Below are 21,550 nucleotides of genomic sequence, written 5' to 3'. Positions count from 1 at the left end.
TGCTGTGGAGGTACTCCATGCTTTTCCTGGACAGATATCGGGCGATTTTCGAAAGGTCGGGGCGTCGCAGCCCCGCCACCCCGCATCGGGCGATCGAGGCGTGGTCAGAGTTCGTCGAGGACTGCCGGGACGGGTATGAAGCGACCCTGTTCGAGTATTGGGATGAGATCTCGATCCGGGGCTTCCTGCAGTCCGTAATCGACGATCCGGTGGTGCGGCTTACTCCGGAATCCGACTGGTTCACGGCCGAGGTCCACCGGCTTGACGATGAGTTCAAGCAGATTCTCCATGGAGGGTTCGCCGTTCCTGGAGGGCGAAGGTGGTGGGAGTCGATGATCCCCAGGACCGGAGGCCAGGAAATGGCAAGAAATGTAAGGGAGCTATACGGTTTCGAAATGGAAGTCGTATAGCGGTAAGTGAATGGAACCGCCCCCGGCTTGATTGCCGGGGGCGGTTCTCTGTTTTTCCGGGTTTGGAGCCGAGCTCCTGCGGGCAAGCGCGTCGTAAGTCCTTCGTCATAGTGGACAGAGTCATGAATCCCAGTGGTGGTCACACCTCCCGCGTCGTGGTGGGCGTGGACGGGTCGCCGGCCTCGTACGAGGCGTTGCGGTGGGCCGTGCGCCAGGCACGGCTCATGGGGGCGACGGTGGACGCGGTTGCGGCCTACGACGTGCCCGGAGGCGTGGGCTGGTCCGCCCCCGCGGTGGACGCCGACTTCGACGAGGCGCAGGCCCGACAGACTCTGGCCGACGAGATCCGGAGCGTGCTCGTCCAGGTCGGCGAGGTGCCGCTGACCGAGCACGTGGTGCGGGGGCACGCCGCCAAAGTACTGCTCGGCCTCGTCCGACGCCGAGCTGCTGGTGGTGGGCAGCAGGGGGCGGGGAGGCTTCGCCCGCCTGCTGCTGGGATCGGTCAGCCAGCAATGCGCCCTGCACGCCTCCTGCCCCGTCGTCATCATCCGCCCGGACACGACCCACGATGACGAGACCTGCAGCGCACGAGGGTGACCTGCCGCGGTCGGCCGCGCCGGAGGCGAAGAGGGACGCGTCCGGCGCCTCCGGGCTGAGGGCGGTCGTCCTCGACACCGACGGAGTGCTGACCGACTCGGCGGGCCTCCACGCCGCCGCCTGGAAGGCCGCCCTTGACGCCTGCCTCGAAGCGCTCCCCGCGTCCCGGTCCAGCACGTGGCAGCGCCGCCCGTTCGACGCGGTGAAGGAGTACGTGAGCCTGGTCGACGGCAGAGCCCTGTCCGACGCGGTGGCCGCCTTCCTCGACTCCCGGGGCCTGCGCCTGCCCGAGGGCCGGCCGGAGGACGAGCCGGGCCGCGGCACGGTGTGGGCCATCGCCGCGGCCGAGGAGCAGGCGTTCCTCGACGCGCTCGGCCGGCGGCCGGTCCGGGCCTTCCCGGACGTGCGGCCCGTACTGGCCGCCCTGCGCGCCCAGGGGGTCAAGTGCGCCGCCGTCTCCGCCTCCCGGCATGCGACGGACCTGCTGGTCACGGCCGGGATCCACGGTCTCTTCGACACGGTCGTGGACGGCGCGGAGACGATTCGGGGGCGGTGGGCGGGCACGCCGCAGCCGGCGCTGTTCGTCGAGGGCGCAAGGAGGTTGCACGTACCGCCCGAGCAGGCGGCGGTGGCGCAGGAGGCGCCGTCCGGGGTGGAGGCCGCACGGCGCGGCGGATTCGCGCTGGTGGCCGGCGTCAACCGCGAGGGCAGTCATGAGCGGGCAGCGCGCCTGTACACGCACGGCGCCGATGTGGTGGTCGGTGACCTCGCCGGCTTGCTCATAGCCGGGGTCGGACGCTGGGAAGGGCCGGGCCACCACGACGGAGGGTGAGGCCGCGAGGCGGGCGCGAGCCGACCCCGCTCAGCCCGCACCTCGGGCCTGCGCCTCGGGCCTGGGTCCGCGCCGGGTCCTGCGCCCGCGTCCGGGCTTCGGTCTGCGCCCGCGCCTCGGCCTGCGTCGGGTGGTGCCCTGCACGGGCCACCACACCGGGGTGCCGCCGTCAGGCGTCGGCTTCGGACGACTGGTCGAGCGTGAACAGGCCTCCCTCGGGGTCCCGCACGGTCACCTGCTGCCGGGCGCCCCATTCGGCCCCCGGCGCGATGCTGCCACCGTGCGCGACCGCCGCGGCCTTCGCCCGTTCCAGGTCGGGGACCTTGAAGTGCACCAGCCACCGGGGGCGCAGCTGCGGCTTTTCCGCTGCCGCCTCGACCGGGCCGCTGTTCAGGCGGGCGACGGCTTCACCGGCGCGCCGCAGAACGACCTGGTCCTCCTCGTAGGAGGCCTCGCAGCACCCGGCGTCCCCCGCCGCCCACTGCAGTACCTCGCCGTAGAAGACGGCCGCGTCGAAGGCGTTCCTGGTGTGCAGCTCCAGCCAGGCGGGTGCCTCGCCGCCCTCGCCGACACGCCACTCGGACAGGATCCCGCCCTCCCAGACGGCGAAGGCCGCGCCCCCGGGGTCGGTCGCGAGGGCGGCCCGGCCGCGGGGCGGGTAGGAGACCGGGCCCACCCCCACGGTGCCCCCGCGGGCGCGGATCCCGGCCACGGCGGCGTCGGCGTCCTCGACGGCGAAATAGACCGTCCACGCGACGGGTACGGCCAGCTCCACGGCCATGGCCCCGATGCCGGCCACGGGTACGCCGTCCCGCTCGGCCACGGTGAAGGCCCGCGCGAAAGCGCCGCGCTGGAAGGTCCAGCCAAGGACCGCCCCGTAGAAGCGCTCGGCAGCCTCCAGGTCACGTGCCATCAGACTGAGCCAGCACGGCGCACCGGGCACATCCGCTGCCACGAGCACCACGGTCGTCTCCTTCCCTCAGCCGGGCGACTGCCGAGGCCGCCCGTCGGCGAGATCCGGCGCCGCCCGCGCGGCGGCTCGTTTCGCCCGCCGGCCGGCCTGCTCCAGGAGGCGGCTCATCTGTTCCCGCACCTCCTCGAAGTCCTGCCAGGGGCCCGACCGAGCCCCTCTGCCGCCGCGTCGCGGAGACGCGATGTCGCCCGGGTCGGGGTGTACCGGCGAGTTCACGGCGCCCTCCATGTGCCTCGTGGCGCTCAGCGCACGGCCGTGCCCACCAGGGAGGACGGCCGGCTGCTGTCCTGCGCATGCTTCTTCCCGCGGCTCGCCGGGGCCATGCATGCGGTGACGCCGGGGGCTGCGGCCTCCCCTCCGACCTGGTCCACCGTAGCGGCGGGAGCGGTGGGAGATGCGGGAGCGTCTCGCACGCTGGGTGACCGGCGAGGCGAAGGTGCCGGTCCCGGCTCCCTGCGGCCTCGCTCACCCGCCGGAAGGCGACGGTTCCGGGGTCGGGGAGGCTCCCGGGGCCGGCCGCTTGCACTCCGGGACGGCCGGGACGTCCTGGGTGCGCGTCGCGGACAGCCAGCCGTACTCGTCGTTCCCGCCGTCCTCCGAGACCCTGACGCGGTACCAGTTCGGCGAGCTGACGCCGTTCTCGTCGGCGACGCGTGTGGCGCCGTACGCCACGCAGTCGGCGACCAGGGCGTCGCCGTGCCAGACGCGCCTGGCGACCACGTTGTCCGGGACGTAGGGCAGCCAGGGGTCACGCGCCAGCCCCAGCCGGCAGTTGGAAAGCCGTTCGGTGTTGCCGAGGCAGCCCTTCTCCACGTTGAACACGTGGATGACGACACCCGGGGAACTGGCGGGCTCCGAGGGGGGCGGCCACAGGAAGGCGTAACCGAGCGCCCCGGCAGCGGCGGTGACCACGCCCGCCGACGCGAGGAGCACGCGCCTTTGGCGCCGCCGCCGCGGGGTGCGGGCGCCCGGGTCGGAGGCGGCCGCCGCCCTGATCCGCGGCAGCAGGGTCTGGACGGTGTGGCGGTCCCTGCGCGCCGGGTCCACGCTGAGGCAGTCCTCGACGATCGGGCGCCAGTCGTACGGGAGTTCCGGGCTGAGCCTCAGCTCCGCGCGACCGGCGCCGTACTCGTACAGGGCGGCGGCGCGGGCGGCGGCCGTGGCTCCCGGGAACGGCAGCCGCCCGCCGGTGAGCACCTGGTGGGCGGTCACGCCCAGGGCCCAGACGTCGAGGCTCGGCCGGATGGCGATGCCGCGCTCGCTGAGCGGTTCCGTGCTGCGCTCGGGCGGCAGGTAGTCGGGGGAGCCCATGGGCGGTGCGTAGCCGTGGGTTCCGTCGAGTCGGGTGGCGAGCCCGAAGTCCGCGAGGCGCACCGATCCGTCGGGCATCAGCAGGACGTTGCCCGGCTTGAGGTCGCCGTGTACCCAGCCGGAGGCGTGCAGGTGGACGAGGGCCTCGCACATCTGCGTGAGCAGCGTGCCGGCGTCCGGCACGGGGCCCGCCGCCGTTCCCTCAGCGGCGTGCAGGAGGTCGAGCAGGCTGCGCTCGGCCCGTTCCATCACCAGGACGAGGGCGCCGTCGAGTCCCGGATGGGTACTGTCCCGGACCTCGATCGTCTCGTACACGCGGATCAGGTGCGGGTGTGAGGCCTCCCGGCTGAACGCGACCTCGCGCTGCGCCGTCTCGGCCAGCTGCCGGGCCTGGCGCGGGGCGAGCCCCGCGGTGGAGAGGAACTTCAGGGCGGCCTCGGCGGGCCGCCCCGCCCCGGCGGGGCCGCGGTGGCGGGCCGCGTACACGCTGCCCCAGCTGCCCTCCGCGATCGGCTCGGTGACCTCCCAGTCGCCCACCCGGTAGCCGGCGGGTACCTCCGTCGGGCCGGCGGGGTTCATGACGCCCCCGCGCCCGTGACGGCCGAACGGGGCGGCAGCACGGCCAGGTGGTCCTCGCGTACGAGCCCGAAGCGCAGTGCGAGCGACACCAGCGCCTCACGCCGCCCTTCGAGCCTCCGCCCCGGGTCGTCGTCCTTGCTCTTGAGCCGCAGCTTGTTCCGCGCGAGGTAGTCGATGTGGAAGTTCACGGCCTGCTCGGTCAGTTCCCGGCAGGCGGGGTGCGGGCGCAGCCTCGCGGTGACCTGGGGGGTGGTGGGGACGGCCGCGGCCGGCAGGTCGCGCAGCCGGGGCTCGCACAGGGCCACCAGGACCAGGAAGTACGTGGCCGACTCGTCCAGGGAGTAGGCCACGAGGGTCGCCGCCCCACCGAGCCGGGCGAGGTCGGCCGCCTCGCCGTAACTGTGCGAGGGGGCGAAGACCTGGAAAGACATCCCCTGCGGGGCGCGCGTCGGCAGTACGACCCGGGCGAACTCGAACGGCACGGGGGCGCCGATCCGGCGGGCCGCGACGCGCACGTACTCGCCCGCGCCCTCCGGGTTCTCGACGAGATAGCTTCGCGTCGCGCTGAAGTTGCTCAGCTGCCAGTGGTCCTCGGTCGCCCGGATCTCGCCGGCCAGCCGCGGCACCGCCGGGTCGTCGAGCACCAGGTCCACGGGTGTGCCCGGCGCCCCGCGACCGAAGCGCGCCGACTCCCCTGGCCCCAGCTCAAGACTGACCGGCTCGGCTCCCACGCCCGCCGGCACATGCACAACGACCGTCATGCCCGTTCCCCCAGTGCCCGTTTACCGGGCGCACGGTACCACTTGTCGGTACGCGATCAATACGGGGGAACGCGCCAATGGCGCACCGGTGCTGAGGGCCGGTGCGCCACTGGAGTGGTGCTCTACCAGGTGCCGTTGCCGCAGGAGTACACCCACCGGTGCGAGGCGGAGTTGTCGTGGACCCGCTCCCCATGGCCCCGCGTGTCGCCGTTGCGGGTCCAGTTGAACGTGTGGGTGTTGGTGCGCAGGTTCCACGCGGTGCCGTAGCCGATGCAGGCGTAGGCACCGGTGTTGTTGTCACCCCAGTAGATGTTGACGTCGTCGCGGCCGCCGGCGGAACCGTTGTTGTGGACCCAGTCGACCTTGTTCTTGACCTGGGACGGCCACGAAGAGGAGTTGCCGGCGTTCTGGTACAGGTAGTTGTGGTCGTCCGAGTAGGCGCAGAAGTTCGTGTAGCCGCAGCCGCCGTCGGCCTGCGCCGCGGTCGGAACCGCCACCACCGTCGCACCGGCGATCGCGAGGCCCGCGAGGACCGTCCTGAGCTTGTTCATTTCTTTCCCTCCCAGTGTGCTGTGCGTGGTTCACCGCCGATCGGCGGTACGCGATGTCAGTTCCCGTCAGTGCCGGGCGACCACATCGCGAGCTGTGGGCAGGGCCGCCAGCTGCATCCGCCGCATGGCGTCGAAGGCGGCCCGGTTCTCGGCCTGGACACGGTCCGAATGGCGCCGGTGCAGGTCCTGCGCGGTGTCGGCGAGGCCGGTCGAGCGGGCGCACTCGGCCTCGGCGGTGGCCATCGGGACGTCTTGGGCCTCGGCGGCCGCGCCGGTCCGCCGCAGCTGCTCCTCGCGCTGCCGGAGCGGATGGCCGGCGGCCGGGAAGCCGCGCCGGCCGACGCACTCGTTCCACGCGGCCAGCGCCGTGCGGAAAGCGGGGTCCTGGTTGACGCGGCTCGTGCGCACCGCCGCGAGCTGGTTCACCGTCTCGCTGGACCGGTACCAGAGCCGCACGTCCCCGTAGAGCCGCCGCCACGATTCGGTGATACAGCCGCGGTCGCTGTGGCTCAGCGTGCCGCCCAGGGGGCTCTTGACCTCCAGTCCCTTCGGTTCGGGCCCCACGAGGGCCACGCCCATGGCCTCCCGGCGCTCCGGGGAGAGCCCGTCTTCGTACTGCCCGCGCGGGCCGGACCGCGCCTCCTCGTCCAGGCGCCGCTCGATCTGGCGCCCGTACCCGTGGCTGCGCGCCCAGGCCACGTCGTCCACCCCGTACGGGAACTCCCGGAAGTCGGGATGCGGCAGGCGCGGAACGGGCCAGTACGAGAACCCCTGCGCCCGCATGCAGTCCTGTACGAGCAGCTGTCCGGCGGTGTGGAGCAGGTCCAGCTCGGCGGTGTCGGCCGCACGCACCGGGGGCTGCCGGTGGGCGCCGTCCGCCGGCAGCCCGGTCCAGGCGGCCACGGCCAGCAGCGCGCCGCAGGCGGCGAGTGAGGCGGAGATCCAGGTCCGCCGGGCGGTGATCAGCATCGCGTGGTCACGCCCCCCGTGGCGTTGCCCGTCAGATGGCCCGGCGGCCCGGCGGGCCCCCGCGCCGCCGGGTCGCTGCGCGCGGGCGTCACCCCGGCGCCGGTACGGGCCACGTTGGCCTGCCCGGCGGCGGGAGCGTTCGGCTCCACCCGCCACCGGGCCGTACGTCCCTCCCGAGCCGATTCGTTCGCGTGCGCGGCCACGGCGGACTTCTCGACCGTCCCCGCGCGGGCGACCATGACGACGGCCTTCCATCTCCTCCACATGGGAGGACCCCTTCCCGAAGGCGTTTACCGACGGGGAAGAGGAAACCGTGCCCGGGGCCGCCGCAGAACCTGTGAGTTGATAGGTACCCCCGGCCCGCCGACCCGGCTAAGGGCTGTCGCGAGAGGCGGACGCCCCGGTGGACGCCGAGCGCGATCGCCGTGACTCCCGCCGCCCGCGCTCCGTACGGGAGAGATCGGATTCCCGCCAGGTGCGGCGTCGGCCAGCTCCGAGCGGGAGGGGGCTCCCGCGGTGCGCGCGCCCACGGGGACCGGTGTTCCGTCCGCGATCCACCGGCGGTCCGCGTCGGCGGCGGACCGCGGTGCCCGCTCCGAAAACGGCCAAAGCCGAGCCGTGGCCCCCGAGGCGGAATGTGTAACGTTCGAGTGTGCGGGGGGACGGGTGACACGGGGGCGAGGAGGGGGCAGTGAGCGGGGTAGTGATCCATCTGCCGCAGGGCACGGGCGACGTCGGAGGGGAGCCGTGCGGTGAGGCGGTGACGCTCCGGCTCGGCCCCGGGGAAGTGGCGCGTTTCGGGCGGGGCTCTGCGACGACGCCGGTCGAACTCCGCCTCGTCGACGCGGCGATCTCCCGGCTGGCGGGGGAGATCCGGGTGACGGACGACCATTGGCAGCTCAGCAACCACAGTACGACCCAGAGCTATCTGGTGGAGAACCCGGAAGGAGCGGGGGAGTACCTGAGGGTGCCGCCGCGACGAGCCGGAGCGCCCATCCCCTTCGAGTTCTCCCGGGTCGTGCTGCCCACCCGCGGCAACACCACGGTCGCCTTCCAAGTGTTCGCGCCCGACCACGTCTACCTGGACCCGGACGGCGTGGGAGGCCCGTGGGGAAGCCGCACCGTCACCGCGTACTCCATGGACGAGACGGCCATCTATTTCCTGGTGCTGGTCGCGCTCTGCGAACCGCGGCTGCGTGACGAGTCGTCGGTCGCGGTGCCGACCACGCCCCAGATAGTCGAGCGGCTCAGGGGCCACGCCGCCTGCGGCCGGCTGACGGCCCGGGCGGTCAGCTCGCACATCGACTACCTGGCCGAAGAGAAGATGCGGATCAGCGCTCCGGCGGAGCACGGACCCCGCAGAGAAGCCCGCCGCAACGGCAAGCGGGAGACGATCGTGGGACTCGTGCTGCGGTTCGGGCTCGTACGGGAGGAGCATCTCGCCCTGCTGCCGCCCCGGGCCGCGGCGGGCACACGGGAGCGGACGGCCGGATGAGGCGCGGACCTACGGAAAGCGGCGGCACGCACCGGTGCGGCCGGCGGACCGGAGGAGGAGACGGTGCACGGCCCGGCCGACACATCCGGAAGTGATCGCACCGAACTGCTCCCGCGCGGCTACCGCGTCGGCGGCTGGGAGGTCACCGAGCCGATCGGGGCCGGAGGCTGGGCGACGGTCTATGCGGGACGCCCGGCCGGCGACCACACGAGCGGTCCGGACCGGACGGCGGGGCCGGAAGACGTCGCGCTGAAGTTCCTGCCCACCGCCGAGCTCGCACCGCGCCAGGCCCGCAAGGTCGCGGAAACCGCCCGGCGTGAGGTGGAGCTCGGCCGCCGGTCCTGCCACCCGAGGCTGATCCGCCTGCTGGACTCCGTCGTGCTCAGCGACCCGGACCACCCGTTCCTGGACGGGGCGATCGTGCTGGTCATGGAGCGGGCCGAGTGCAGTCTGCGGACTCGGCTCGACGCGGGAGCGACGGAAGCCGAAGGCGCCCGGCTGTTCACCGAGATCTGCGAGGGCCTGGTACATCTGCACCGCAGTGGCTGGGTGCACGGCGACCTCAAGCCGGACAACATCCTGCTCATGGCGGACGGTTCGGTCAAGCTCTCCGACTTCGGACTGGCCACAGAACTGACCGGCACGCACGGCACCCACGGGTACGCGCTCCCGATGGGCACGTTGGACTACCTCCCGCCCGAGCGCTGGAGGGCCCCGCTCGGCGAGCACGGCGTGCAGGTCCGGCCGAGCGCCGACATCTGGGCCCTCGGCATCATGATCCACGAGGTGTTCGCCTCCGGCGCCTCACCGTTTCCCGGCGCCACGCCCGGGTCGCGCGGTGCCGCGGCACAGGAGTACGCCGAGGGGCGCGCACTGCTGCGCATGGACAACGCGGTACCGCCGTTCTGGCGTGCGCTGGCCGCCGACTGCCTGGCCCCGACTCACGCCGCGCGCGCCGCGCACACGGCCGACAGTCTGCTGGCGCGCATCACCGCCCGGCAGGCCACGGAAACGGAGCCCCCCGAGGCCCCCGCAGAGGTCGCGCAGACCGTTTCCGGCCGTCCGTCCGGCCATGCGGCCGGGCATCCACCGGCACGTCGGCGAAGAAGGACCCGCACGGTCCTCATGGCCGTCGCGGTGTGCGGGGCGTCCGCGGCGATCTGGTCGTACGCCGTGCGCGACGGCGCCTCCGCCCCGCCCGGCGACTCGGCATCGGCCGGCACGCCGGCCGATGCTGCCGGCCGGATCCAGGTGTTCAACGCCGAGCAGCGGTGCAGGGACCGTGCGGACCGGGATCCGAAGTGCAGTCTCGGCCTGGCGATCGACCCCTTGCAGCTCTACACCAGCGACAACGTCGTACCCACACGGGTGTGGCACGGCGATGTCCTCGCCGTCGACTGCCGGCTGCCCCAGGGGACCCCCATCATCGACGAGGCGGACACGCAGTCCGCCGAGTGGTTCCGCGTCCGTCTGCCGCAGGGCTCCGCCCGGCCCACGGCCTGGCTGCCCGCCGTACGCACGAAGGACCGCCCGGCGGTCCCGGACTGCCCGCGTCCCACACCCGCACGGTGAGACGGCCACGCAGGGTGTGACACCGCACGGCGTGCACCGTGCTCGTCACGGCGGACCCGGCCGGCGCGCTCAGGCGGCCGGCGGGTGGCGGGAGGTCAAGGGACTCAAGGGAGCAGGAGGAGACCCATCGGGGACCACCGAGCGCTGTCACTCCGGATCGTTCCGGATGCCGTGGCCGGCGCCCCCACGACTACCTTGCGGACCGTTGGTCCACGGACCGCGCTCTGAAACCTCCGTGGGCGGATCCCCCTTCCGGCAAACCCCTTCACCCACACGGTGATCCCCGATGCGAAGGAGCAGCCTGTGCATGGCTTAGCCGCACGACGCGCGAGATTCAGAACAGTGGTCCTGCTCGTCATGACTGCGGTGTCCGTCCTGGGACGACCGGCATGGGCTCAGAGCGCGAACGACGTGCCCGGTCCCCTCGGACACACCGCGACCGCCGAGACGTACTGCCATGTCCCTGCGGAGCGGGACATCGCGGTGACACGCAAAGTCTACGAGGTCGGCCAGCGGCGGGGCGTGTCCGACAAGGTGATGCTCGCCGGCTTCGAGACGGGCTGGGTCGAGTCCCGGATGAACAACCTGGATTGCGGGGACCGGGACTCGCTCGGCGTCTTCCAGCAGCGGCCCTCGCAGGGCTGGGGCACGCCCGATCAGATCCTCGACGTCGACTACGCGGCGAACAAGTTCTTCGAGGTGGCCCAGCAGATGGAGCCCGACATGGAGGGCAGCACCCCCGGGCAGCTCGCCCAGGCCGTGCAGCGCTCCGCCTATCCGGACCGGTACGACCAGGCGGAGGGCGTCGCGCGGGCGCAGCGGGACGAGGCCTTCCGGCCGTACGGCGCGATCGGGGCCAAGTACGACGGCCTGGGCGGTCCGGGCGGGGCGCTCGGCTGGCCGGTCCGCGCCGAGGAGGACGCGTCGCTGGGCGGGCGTTTCCAGCTGTTCCAGCACGGGATCGTCATCTGGCGTCCGGATGTGGCTCATGCGATTCACGGTGACATCCTGACCGCGTTCTGGGCGACGGATGCGGAGCGTCGTTGGGGTTTTCCGACGATGGACGAGGCCGAGGGTGCGCAGGCGCCGAACGGGACGCGGGGGCGTTATCAGTTCTTCGAGCGGGGGTTGTTCCTGTGGTCGCCGCAGACGGGTGCGCATGTGGTGCACGGAGCGATCTACGAGGCGTTCCATTCGGCCGGTCATGAACGGGTCCTGGGCTATGCGGTGACCGATGAGGTGGACGAGGCCGGCGGCAAGGCCCAGCAGTTCCAGAACGCCACGATCCACTGGAACCCCGCCAAGGGCACCTGGATCACCCCCAACTGACCGGGAGACAGCCATGAGATCGCTGATCCTTCAGCGTGTGATCGGGGCGCTGACACTGATGCTGGCGGCCATCGCCCTCACGATGTCGGCGGCGCCGGCCGCGAGAGCGTCGGAGCCGGGCGGGCCGATCGGGCGGGGCGAGGTGATGGACCGCGCATGGTCGTGGATCGCCGAGCGGGTGCCGTACAGCCAGAGCGGCTGTCACCGCAACCAGTTCGGCTGCTATCGCCCGGACTGCTCGGGCTTCGTGTCGATGGCCTGGCATCTGAACTCGTCCCTGACCACCTGGGACCTGTGGAACGTCACCTCCGACATCCCCGCGAACGACCTGCAGCCCGGTGACGCCCTGTTGCGTGACTCGGGCGGCACCGACCATGTGGCGCTGTTCGTCCGGTGGGCGGACCCGGCCCACACGCAGCCGGTGGTGCGCGAGGAGTACGACTTCGGGCAGGTGGCGGAGGAGCGGGTGTGGAGCGACGGGCTCCGCGGGTTCTCACCCCGCCGGTACAACCATCTCGACGACCTGATGCCGTACGGCGCGATCAGGGCGAAGTACGACAGCATGGGCGGCCCGGGCGGCGTGCTGGGCTGGCCGGTGTCGGGGGAGCGCGACTCCTCGCTGGGCGGGCGCTTCCAGGGGTTCCAGAACGGGATCGTCATCTGGCGTCCGGATGTGGCTCATGCGATTCACGGTGACATCCTGACCGCGTTCTGGGCGACGGATGCGGAGCGTCGTTGGGGTTTTCCGACGATGGACGAGGCCGAGGGTGCGCAGGCGCCGAACGGGACGCGGGGGCGTTATCAGTTCTTCGAGCGGGGGTTGTTCCTGTGGTCGCCGCAGACGGGTGCGCATGTGGTGCACGGAGCGATCTACGAGGCGTTCCATTCGGCCGGTCACGAACGGGTCCTGGGCTATGCGGTGACCGATGAGATGGACGAGGCCGGCGGCAAGGCCCAGCAGTTCCAGAACGCCACGATCCACTGGAACCCCGCCAAGGGCACCTGGATCACCCCCAACTGACCCCGACCACCGCTGACGTACCGACGAGGAGGTCATTTTCGCGGGTCCTCACCCGAGGAACCGCCACCGCCACCGCGTCAGCTTCCGTGCGGCGCGCCCTGGCCTGCCGGATCCAGCGCGACCGGCTCCAGGGCGACGCCTGAGCGCAAGGCGCGGTCGACTCTCCTGGCCGGCGTGCCCCACGTCGTTCGGGGCCCCGGTGCCGTACCGCACCGGGGCCCCTCCGACGTTCCAGCCTCGACCGGCCCTCCACTGAGGTGCAATGGCAGCACAGGGCGCAGGCGTCGGCCCCGAGACGGCCGGGTGGCCGGCCGACCGCTCAGCGGCCGTCGATCAGCGCCTCGGCCAGCTGCGGGGAGAACGTGCCGGCCGACGGGGAGCCCGCCGGGCACTGCGAGGAGTTGCCGTCCGAGTCACCCGGGTTCTTGATCCACAACTGGTATTCCGCCCCGCCGGCGCTACCGGCACGGGAGGTCACGCCCAGCTTGCGCTTGGGCGGGTTGCAGAACCCGACGTGGCCGCTGCTCGGCGAGCCCGGGACGACGTAGCCGCCGTTGCCGTTGCGGGACGTGTCGACTACCCAACGGGTGGTCAGGCCGAAGTCGGTCTTGAGCTGGGCGGTCAGTCGCTTGGCGTAGTCGTCGGAGACGACGCTGTCGTCGAAGTTGGACACGTTGACCGAAACGCCGCGGGTCATGGAGACACCGGAGCGGTTGAGCAGGTACGCCATCTTCTTGAGGCCGATGCCCTGCGTGCCGCTCAGGTCCGGGCCGAGCGTCCAGGTGGCGTTGCCCGCGTCCAGGTACGTCTGCACGAACTTGCCCTGCTGCTGCAGGTGCTGAGTGGCGTACCAGAGCATGTCGAAGCGCTGCTCGGCGGCGCCCTTCATGCAGGCGTCGTCGGAGGCCTGGGCCACCGCGTCCGGCTCCAGTACGACGATCGCCGGGCGGCCCGCGATGCCCTGGGCGACCTTGCTGATCCACGCCTTGTACAGATCCGGGGAACCGGCGCCGCCGGAGGAGGCTCCGCCGCAGTCCCGGCCCGGGATGTTGTAGGCGACCAGGACCGGCACGCGGCCCTGCGCCGCGGCGGCGCCGACGTAGTTGGACACCTCGGTCTGGATTCCGGTCGCGGCGTTGCCGTCGGCGTCCCAGTCCCCGAACCACTTCACGGTGTTGTGGTCCGCGATGGCGGCCTTTATCTTCGCGGCCCGGGCGTCGCCCAGGTTGTTCTTGACCCAGGTCGCCGCGTTGTTGGCGGGGTCGACGTAGAAGCCCTCGCGGGCGGTGGAGGTGGTCAGCGAGACGTTGTCGATGACGACGTCCGTCTTCACCGGCTGGCCGCCGAACTGGAAGGTGACCGCACCGGTCGTGGTGTCGATCCCGGAGGTGAACGTCCAGGTGAAGCGCTTGGAAGCGGTCGTCAGGTCGAGGGTCCGGTCCAGCGCCGCGGTGTGGGGTGCGTCCCCGAGCTGCGCGGTCGCGCGCATCTTCGCGGCCGAGGAGGCCTTGGCGTCGAAGGACAGCGTGTACTTGACGCCGGGGCGGAGCCGGATGTTGTCCTGGCCGACCATGGCGTCCCACAAGTTGCCCGTCCCGGCGCCGACGGTCGCGACCATCGCCCCGCCGGTGGAGGCCATGGTGGCTCCGTAGGACCACCAGCCGGTGGTGCCGGCGGCGAACGTGCCGTTGCTCGCCAGCTCGCCGTAGACCGGCTGCGGGTCGACCGCCGAGGCGGACGGGGCGGTGGACGCCAGGAGAGCGGCGGCCAGCGCCGGGGCGGCGGCCGCACGGAGCAGTCTCGATTTCGTCGTCATGAAGGTCCTTCTTCAGTCGTGATGGGCGGCCGAGAACGGCACAGGGGCACACCCGAGTGAAGGTCCCCCCTTTCGTGCGGTTGATCAGCAAACGCACGGACCCGTCCCCATGATCACCTGACCGTCGGTCAAGACACCACAACAGGACGGGAGCTGTGACGTGTGCCATACCAGGTGCCGTCGTGTCGGGCCGCTCTGATGTCGAGGCAGCGAACGTCGAGGCCGCGCCGACGGCGGCCGACGGGGCGGAACGAGGAGACCCGTGGACCCGTACTCGTACCCGTACTCGTCGAAGTGCTCAGCTCTCTGGCAGAGCCGGCGCCCGGCGGCATCACCGGGATTTCATCGGTCCTCCTTAGCGTGGCCGCGTTCAGACCAAGGCCTGTAGCACAGGGGAAGGACGGCTCGATGGCGCGGAGGAGATTCAGAGCGAGGCTGCCGATGGCGGTCATGGCCGCGGTGGCGGTGATGAGCACGATGGCGGCCACCGGCTCACCTGCTGCCGGCTCACCGGCCACCGGGTCACCTGCCGCCGAACAGGGGCCGGACAAGCCGACGATCCGTTACACCGAGTACGGAATCCCGCACATCATCGCCTCCGACTGGGAGGGACTGGGCACGGGCTACGGATACGCCGCGGCCAAGGACAACATCTGCACCTTGGCGGACACCTATCTGATGGTCAACGCCCAGAGGTCCCGCCATCTGGGGGCCGAGGGCAAGGCGAGCCCCGGCGAGCACCAGAACACCACCACCAATCTCAACAGCGACCTGTACTTCCAGCGGATCAAGGACAACCGGGTGGTGGAGCGGCTGCTCGACCAGCCCGCCCCCAACGGGCCGGAGCCGGACGTCAAAAACGCCATTCGCGGCTATGTCCAGGGATACAACAGGTACCTGGCCGAGACGGGCGTGAACAACATCTCCGACCCGGCCTGCCGCGGAGCCGTCTGGGTTCGCCCGATCACGGAGCTGGACGTCTACCGGCACGCCCACGCCGAGATCATCATGGGCAGCGCCGATGCGCTGCTGGACGGTCTGGTGAACGCCGCACCCCCGGGGGCGTCGGCCGCCGCGCCGCCGGCGTCCTCAGCCGCGGATACCGCGGCGAAAGTCCGCGACGCGATGGCTGCGAGCCGTCAACAGAGCATGGGCAGCAACGCGTTGGCGGTCGGTTCGCAGGGCGTGTCGGGCGGCACCAGCATGCTGCTGGCCAACCCGCACTTTCCGTGGCAGGGCAAGAACCGCATGTGGCAGAGCCAGCTGACGATCCCGGGGGAAGTCAATGTCTCCGGGGCCAGCCTGCTCGGATTCCCCGCCGTGAACATCGGGCACAACAACGACGTCGCCTGGAGCCACACGATCGCCACGGTAGCTCCGTTCGAGCTGTTCGACGTGCAGGTGGATCCGCTGAACCCGACCACGTACCTGGTGGACGGCACCTGGCAGCGGATGACCTCGCAGCAGGTCGGTGTCGACGTGCTGAACGCGGACGGCTCCATCGGCAAGGTCACCAGGACGTTGTGGTCCACCCGTTACGGCCCGATCACCACATCACTGCAGGGCGTCCCCTTGCCTTGGGTGGTCAGCGCGCACGCGGTACGCGACGTGAACATGGACAACCTGCGGGCGTTGAACACATGGTTCCACCTCGATCAGGCCAAGGACGTCAACGACGTGGTCAACATCCTGGAGACCACGCTAGGCGTCCCCTTCTTCAACACCGTCGCCTCCGACCGCAAGGGCAACGCGCTGTACGCGGACATCCAGGCCACCCCGAACATCACCGACGAGCACGCGCGGTCGTGCCTCACCCAGACCGGTCAGCTGCTGTTCAACCAGTCGCTACGGCTGCCGAACGTGCCGCCGATCTCCATCCTCGACGGCAAGCGCGGCGAGTGCGACTGGCCCAATGACCCGGACGCGGTCGCGCCAGGGCTGCTGGACCCACACGAGCAGCCACGCCTGATCCGGTCCGACTTCGTGGGCAACGCCAACGACAGCGCCTGGTTGGCCAATCCCGAGCAGCCGCTGTCCTTCCCCAGGGTGATGGGCGATACCGCGGCGCCCCGATCGCTGCGTACCCAGGAGTTGATCCTGACCGCGCAGAACCGGATCAACGGCACCGACGGCTTGCCGGGCAAGGGCTTCACGCCGGAGAGCATGGGGCAGTTGCTGTTCGCCGACAACAGCAGGGCGGCCGACCTGGCCCTCAACGCCACGGTGACGATGTGCCAGAGCGTCCCCTTCGGCCTCGTCCTGGTGGACGGCAATCTGGTCAACGTGGGGGAGGCGTGTCCGATCCTGGCCGCCTGGAAGGACCACGATTACACAGCGAACAGCCGGGGATCCTGGCTCTTCGCGAACTACTGGGCCTTCCTGCTCGGTGGACGGGGGATCGAGAAACTGCCGTGGCGGGTTCCCTTCGACCCCAAGGACCCGGTGCACACGCCCAACTCGCTGGACTCCGGAAGCTCCGCTGTCCGTGACGCGTTCGGCCGGGCGGTTCTCGCCCTGCGCAAGGCGGGCATTCCGCTGAACGCGCCACTGTCGGATATCCAGAAGATCACCCGTGGCGGTGAACAGATCCCGATCCACGGCTCGATCTCCGAACTGGGCGTGCTGAACGTGATCACTCCTGGCCAGGTCGACGGCAAGCTGGACATCGTCTTCGGGTCGAGTTTCATCCAGCAGGTGCGGTTCACCGCCGACGGCCCGCCACAGGCCTCCTCCGTACTGGCCTACTCCCAGTCGGCCAACCCGAATTCGCCGCACTACGCCGATCAGACGAAGCTGTTCTCGGCAGGCCAGTGGGTGACCGAACGGTTCACCGAGGATGACATCGCGGCCTCACCGGCATTGGAGGTCAAGGTCCTGGGCTGAGATTGACGTGTGGGCACGCAGGAACCTCAATGACGGTCTCCGGCGTGCTCATTCACCGGTATTTCATCGCTTCCCGATATGTTCCGCGCTGCGCAACGCATACGCTCACGAGGGGGCAGGCTGTGATAAAGACATCGAATGGGTGGCGACTGGTGGTGGCATGGATGGTCGCCGCTGTGGCCATGGTTACGCCGGCAGGTTCGGCACAGGCCGCTGACGGCCCCGCGCCGCCACCGATGGCGAACGGATTCGGCCTGACCCAGGTCGACACGGCGAAAGGCAGTCCCACCAACTTCTACATCACGGTGACCACGCCCGAGGTCGCGGGCGAGCAGCACATCAAAATCATTCTGCCGAGCGGCTACTACGACGACCCCGGCCGACGTTACCCGGTGCTGTACTTCCTGCACGGTTCACCTGACGACCCGGTCCAGCAGACTTATCCGGCGCTGACCATGTCGGACTCGATGATCACCGTCATTCCGGACGGCGGCGCTCGGGGCTGGTATGCCAACTGGCTCAACCAGAAGACTCAGCTCGGTGCCCAGAACTGGGAGAACTTCCACCTCAAGCAGGTGATTCCGTTCATCGACGCCAACCTGCGGACCATCGCCACCAAGAAGGCCAGGGCCGTCGCCGGCGTCTCCATGGGTGGGTTCGGGGCCTTCCACTACGCCCAGGTCCGTCCCGACCTGTTCAGCCAGACCGCCTCCCTGTCAGGAGACATCGATCTGTCGGTCAACTCCATGGACCTACGGCTGGCCGTCGTCGCCTCCCTCGTCGACGCGACGGGAGTGATCTGCGGCTCGGCATCCGGAGCCTGTGACCCCAACGACTCCCCCTACAAGCCCGCTGTGGACAGTGACGCCCTGTTCGGCTCGCCCTACCCTGTCTTCAACGTCGACTGGCGGTGGAACCAGGTCGACCCGTCACAGCACATGGACAGACTCGCCGGAGTCGGTGTCTCCATCTATGTGGGCAACGGAGGCGGCTCGCCCCTCGAAGCGGAGTTCTGGCTCGAAGGTGCGGCCAAGAACGTCAAGGCCCGGATGGACGCTCTGGGCATGCCCTACTACTACGTCAACTACGGCGACGGTTCCGCCTGGGGCACCCAATGCAACGGCGGCCACAACGCCGGCTGCTGGGAACAGGATCTCCGGGACCTGATTCCGAGGCTGGAAAGGTCCTTCGCCTCCTGACCGGACTCGGTGAACGTGACCGTGCGGGCTCACTCTGCCCCGCCCTGCGGGTTTCATCGAGATGTCATCGACCGCTGCCACTGTCGTCTGGTGACCTCGGCCGACCGCATACCTCGACGGAATGCGGACGCGTAGGCCAACTACATCGGGAGGATTGAATGCGAGTAAAAAGGATCGCGGCTGCGTTAGGCGGACTTCTGCTGACAGCCGGGCTTTCAGTGGCACAGGAGTCCCCAGCGCAAGCAGCGGCTTCGTGCGAGGGCACCTACACGATCGTCGTCGGTGGCACGGGCAGCTCGTGGAACAACGACGGCTTCTACGGCAACATCCAGCAGCACGTCGGGTACCCCACCCAAATTCCCAACGGTGCGAGCGCCCGGGCAGGCGTCAATGAGCTGAACCGGCTGGTCCGCGACCAACGCGCCGCGTGCCCGGGCCAGCACGTCAAGATGGGCGGGTACTCCTTGGGTGCCGCGGTGGTACACACCTGGGTCACGGAGAACTGGCAGACGTTCGGCAACGTCAACGCCATTCTCATCGCGGACCCCAAGCGCCAGGGCCCTCCCGGAGCCAACGGCGGAGCAGTGCCGTTCGGCGGTTTCGTCGGTGCTCCGCTCGCCGGCGCCGACAGGTTCTTCGGCAACGTGCCGGTCAAGACGATCTGCCACTGGGACTACGTCTGTGACGAGTCCGCCGGCATCTGGACCTACCCGAACAATCACGTGAGGAACTACCCCGAGGACTTCAACATGGATCACCACAACGCCAGCGCCAACGAGCAGTGGTACAACGGCGCCTGGTACCCCGCGTAGTCACGGGAACCAGTCGGCTGGGTGCGTAGCCGAGTCCCTCGCCATCTGTCATCGGCCAAGACCAACCGGCCGCTGGCAGGTGGTGAGGCGTCCGTGCCGCTTGGGGACACCGTGAGAACGCCTCATCGATGCGCCATCGTTCTCTTCCACGCCGCGCAGACCCGGCGCCGGTCCGGTCACTGGGTGGCGCTGGTGAGGCCGAGGCCCGCTTCGTCCCCGCGCAGAATCATCTGGTGCGTCCGCCGCAGCATCCGGCTCGGAGAAACCCCCAGGTCGTCGGCCAGACGGCGGCGGGCGCGGTCGAACACGGTCAACGCGTCGGCCTGTCGGCCGCTACGGTACAGCGCGCGCATCAGCATCGCGGCTACCGGCTCGTTCAGGGGGTGGGCGGCGGACAAGGCGAACAGCTCGGCGATTGCTTCGGAGCACTGGCCCAGCCGCAGACGGCACTCCGACTTCCGCTGCACGATGGCGATCCTGCGCTCCGTGAGCCGCAGCCGTTCCAGTTCGGCGAGCGGCCCGGGCAGGCCGGCCAGGAGCTCCCCGCGAAACAGGTCCAGTGCCTGGGAACACAGGCGGATCGCCTCTGCCGGGTCGCCTGCTCGATCCGCCGTCCCGATCTCGGTGACCAGTTCCTCCAGGCGTGCCACGTCCACGTCGACTGCGCCGGAGACCAGCCGGTATCCACGCCGGTCGTGCTCAATGACCGAGTCCGGGCTGTCCCCGATGCGCAGGGCCTTGCGCAATCGGTAGATGTACACCGGCACCACGTTCCCGAGCGGCGGCTCCAACCCCCATACGCCGTCGAGCAGTTCCCGCTGGCTGCGCGTCCGCCCCGCGCACAGGGTCAGCGCCGCCAGTACGGCCTGCTGGCGCAGATGCCCCAGGTTCAGGGGCCGCCCGTCCTGCCATGCCCGCAGCGGCCCGAGCACGGAAATCTGTACCTTCGGTCCGGCCGCTCGGCCGGCGGCAATCCGCAGCACCGGCCTCACCGGCCGCGTACGGGGGCCACGTCCGGGGACGACCAGGCCGCAGTCGAAGGCGTGGACGATGGCGGCGGCCCGGTCGCGCAGACCGAGCTTCACGAGGATCCGCGCGAGGTGTTCGGCCACGGCGTCCTCGGGGATGGCGAGGGCGGCGGCGATCTCGTCGTCCCGCAGGCCGCAGCCGACCGCGGAGAGCACCTCGCGCTCCTGATGCCTGAGTACGGTGGCGGTTGGCCGGTCGGTGGTGGCGGTCGTCGGCATCACTGCTCCCCGGGCTCCCGAGTGGTCGGACTGGCGGACGCCGTCGACAAAGTAGTGGTGGGAGCGTCGGGCAAGGCATCCGGAACGATCCGGAGTGACACGGGCAGACCGGGCTCGGTCAGGGCGGGTGGTGCTGTCACCGGTCTGCTCGCGCAGCGGCTCGATCCAGCGGAGGCAGGCGGCCGCCCTGCATCTGAGCGGGCCACGTCCTGCCTGATGGCGGCGCCGGTGCGGGCGTTGCCGCCGTTGTCTGCGAGGTCTGCCGGGCACGGATGAGGACGGCCGACGGCCGAGGGGCCCGGCGCTCCACCCCTGTCGTGTGGGGGAGGGGCGGTGTGCCGGGCCGGAAAGCCGCAGTCCGCAGGTGGAGCCGTCCGGCGCGGAGCGCGCGTGGCTCAGTTGCCCAGCAGCATGTCCCGGTAGGCCGGGAACTCGGTGTTGGCCTGGTCGTACTCCTCGGGGCGGCCGATGTCCATCCAGTAGCCGTCGAACTCGTACGACGTCGGGGGTGTGCCGCGCTCCAGGAGATCGAGGACCAGCTCGTCGAAACCGAGCGGGAGGCCGGGGGTGTACGGGTCGAGCGTCGCGCGGCTGAGGCCGTAGACCCCCATCGACACCTGGTAGGCCAGCTTCGGCTTCTCCCGGAACTCCGTGACCTGGCCGTCGGTGGTTGTCAGCACCCCGAAGTCGATGCTGACCTGGCGCGGGTGGGTGGCGATGGTCAGCGGTGCGTTCCCGGCGCGGTGGGTCGTCAGGACCGCCCGGTAGTCCAGCGAGGTCAGGATGTCGCCGTTCATGACGAGGAAGTGCTCCGGAAGTCGGTCCTTCATCATCACGAGGGGGCCGAGAGTGCCGAGCGGACTCTCCTCGACCGCGTACTCGACGTCCAGCCCCCACTGGGTGCCGTCGCCGACGTAGGCGCGGATGATGTGGCCCAGGTGCCCTATGGCGAGGGTGACCTTGCGGAATCCTGAAGCGGCCAGCTGGCGCATCACGATCTCCAGGATCGCGTGCTGGTCGCCGATGGGAACGAGCGGTTTGGGCAGGGCCGTGGTGTACGGCCGGAGCCTGATGCCTTTGCCGCCGGCCATGATGAAAGCGTGCACGTTCATGTCCCTTCAGATGGGGGCGTGTCTCTGAGCTGACTGGGGGGCGACGGGAGGGCCCCCGGCTAGGGCGGCTCCCGTCGAAAG

19 protein-coding genes and 1 pseudogene are annotated in these 21,550 nt (G+C 70.5%); 10 read left to right on the top strand and 10 right to left on the bottom strand.

Features of this window, described 5'->3' with window-relative positions:
- The first annotated feature begins 17 nt into the window (after positions 1–17).
- The 3 genes and pseudogenes from ABZX75_RS05360 (at position 18) to ABZX75_RS05350 (ending at position 1,839) form a co-directional block, all read left to right on the top strand.
- Positions 18–410, top strand: a complete 393-nt coding sequence (locus tag ABZX75_RS05360; RefSeq protein ID WP_355408072.1) for a hypothetical protein — start codon at positions 18–20, stop codon at positions 408–410.
- A gap of 122 nt (positions 411–532) precedes the next feature.
- Positions 533–902 (top strand): annotated as a pseudogene (locus ABZX75_RS05355) (universal stress protein); the annotation flags it as partial.
- Between the two features lie 76 nt (positions 903–978).
- Positions 979–1,839 (top strand): HAD family hydrolase, encoded by an 861-nt coding sequence (locus ABZX75_RS05350; protein WP_355408070.1) that lies wholly within the window; start codon positions 979–981, stop codon positions 1,837–1,839.
- Positions 1,840–2,008: 169 nt separating this feature from the next.
- On the opposite strand, the gene ABZX75_RS05345 is transcribed toward ABZX75_RS05350, so the two are convergent.
- From ABZX75_RS05345 to ABZX75_RS05315, 7 genes are all read right to left on the bottom strand, one after another.
- Positions 2,009–2,803, bottom strand: a complete 795-nt coding sequence (locus tag ABZX75_RS05345; RefSeq protein ID WP_355408068.1) for a VOC family protein — start codon at positions 2,801–2,803, stop codon at positions 2,009–2,011.
- Between the two features lie 15 nt (positions 2,804–2,818).
- Positions 2,819–3,028 (bottom strand): hypothetical protein, encoded by a 210-nt coding sequence (locus ABZX75_RS05340; protein ID WP_355408066.1) that lies wholly within the window; start codon positions 3,026–3,028, stop codon positions 2,819–2,821.
- 249 nt (positions 3,029–3,277) lie between these two features.
- A complete protein-coding gene (locus ABZX75_RS05335; RefSeq protein WP_355408064.1) occupies positions 3,278–4,702 on the bottom strand; it encodes a serine/threonine-protein kinase in 1,425 nt (474 codons plus the stop codon).
- Positions 4,699–5,463, bottom strand: a complete 765-nt coding sequence (locus ABZX75_RS05330; RefSeq protein WP_355408062.1) for a serine/threonine protein kinase — start codon at positions 5,461–5,463, stop codon at positions 4,699–4,701. Before ABZX75_RS05330 ends, ABZX75_RS05335 begins: the two co-directional genes overlap by 4 nt.
- Positions 5,464–5,585: 122 nt before the next feature.
- Entirely contained in the window at positions 5,586–6,014 is a 429-nt protein-coding gene (locus ABZX75_RS05325; protein WP_355408060.1) for a hypothetical protein, read from the bottom strand.
- Between the two features lie 66 nt (positions 6,015–6,080).
- Complete coding sequence (locus ABZX75_RS05320; protein ID WP_355408058.1) at positions 6,081–6,983, bottom strand: hypothetical protein; 903 nt, start codon at positions 6,981–6,983, stop codon at positions 6,081–6,083.
- Positions 6,977–7,249, bottom strand: coding sequence for a hypothetical protein (locus ABZX75_RS05315; RefSeq protein WP_355408056.1), 273 nt, complete (start codon positions 7,247–7,249; stop codon positions 6,977–6,979). The genes ABZX75_RS05320 and ABZX75_RS05315 overlap by 7 nt, the downstream gene beginning before the upstream one ends.
- Before the next feature lie 425 nt (positions 7,250–7,674).
- On the opposite strand from ABZX75_RS05315, the gene ABZX75_RS05310 reads away from it, so the two are divergent.
- From ABZX75_RS05310 to ABZX75_RS05295, 4 genes are all read left to right on the top strand, one after another.
- On the top strand, positions 7,675–8,478 hold the full coding sequence (locus ABZX75_RS05310; RefSeq protein WP_355408054.1) for a serine/threonine protein kinase: 804 nt from the start codon (positions 7,675–7,677) through the stop codon (positions 8,476–8,478).
- Between the two features lie 63 nt (positions 8,479–8,541).
- Positions 8,542–10,050, top strand: coding sequence for a serine/threonine-protein kinase (locus ABZX75_RS05305; RefSeq protein WP_355408052.1), 1,509 nt, complete (start codon positions 8,542–8,544; stop codon positions 10,048–10,050).
- Between the two features lie 357 nt (positions 10,051–10,407).
- Positions 10,408–11,379, top strand: coding sequence for a hypothetical protein (locus ABZX75_RS05300; protein WP_355408050.1), 972 nt, complete (start codon positions 10,408–10,410; stop codon positions 11,377–11,379).
- Positions 11,380–11,392: 13 nt separating this feature from the next.
- Entirely contained in the window at positions 11,393–12,400 is a 1,008-nt protein-coding gene (locus ABZX75_RS05295; RefSeq protein ID WP_355408048.1) for a hypothetical protein, read from the top strand.
- Positions 12,401–12,719: 319 nt separating this feature from the next.
- Here the strand turns inward: ABZX75_RS05295 and ABZX75_RS05290 are convergent, their stop codons facing one another.
- Positions 12,720–14,216 carry a glycoside hydrolase family 6 protein gene (locus ABZX75_RS05290; RefSeq protein WP_355408046.1) on the bottom strand — a complete coding sequence of 499 codons (1,497 nt, stop codon included), beginning with the start codon at positions 14,214–14,216 and terminating at the stop codon, positions 12,720–12,722.
- A 408-nt stretch (positions 14,217–14,624) separates the two neighbouring features.
- Here ABZX75_RS05290 and ABZX75_RS05285 point away from each other — a divergent pair, with 408 nt between their 5' ends.
- The 3 genes from ABZX75_RS05285 to ABZX75_RS05275 all read left to right on the top strand — a co-directional run bounded on the left by ABZX75_RS05285 (position 14,625) and on the right by ABZX75_RS05275 (position 19,110).
- Entirely contained in the window at positions 14,625–17,099 is a 2,475-nt protein-coding gene (locus ABZX75_RS05285; RefSeq protein WP_355408044.1) for a penicillin acylase family protein, read from the top strand.
- A gap of 164 nt (positions 17,100–17,263) precedes the next feature.
- Entirely contained in the window at positions 17,264–18,298 is a 1,035-nt protein-coding gene (locus tag ABZX75_RS05280; protein WP_355408042.1) for an alpha/beta hydrolase-fold protein, read from the top strand.
- Between the two features lie 158 nt (positions 18,299–18,456).
- Entirely contained in the window at positions 18,457–19,110 is a 654-nt protein-coding gene (locus ABZX75_RS05275; RefSeq protein ID WP_355408040.1) for a cutinase family protein, read from the top strand.
- Between the two features lie 176 nt (positions 19,111–19,286).
- On the opposite strand, the gene ABZX75_RS05270 is transcribed toward ABZX75_RS05275, so the two are convergent.
- A complete protein-coding gene (locus ABZX75_RS05270; protein ID WP_355408038.1) occupies positions 19,287–20,357 on the bottom strand; it encodes a BTAD domain-containing putative transcriptional regulator in 1,071 nt (356 codons plus the stop codon).
- Between the two features lie 395 nt (positions 20,358–20,752).
- Positions 20,753–21,463, bottom strand: a complete 711-nt coding sequence (locus ABZX75_RS05265) for a sugar phosphate nucleotidyltransferase (protein ID WP_355408488.1) — start codon at positions 21,461–21,463, stop codon at positions 20,753–20,755.
- Positions 21,464–21,550: the final 87 nt, after the last annotated feature.

Source organism: Streptomyces sp. NPDC003038 (assembly GCF_040611115.1).
GTDB lineage: Bacteria > Actinomycetota > Actinomycetes > Streptomycetales > Streptomycetaceae > Streptomyces.
This window is presented reverse-complemented; position numbering and strand designations above follow the sequence as displayed.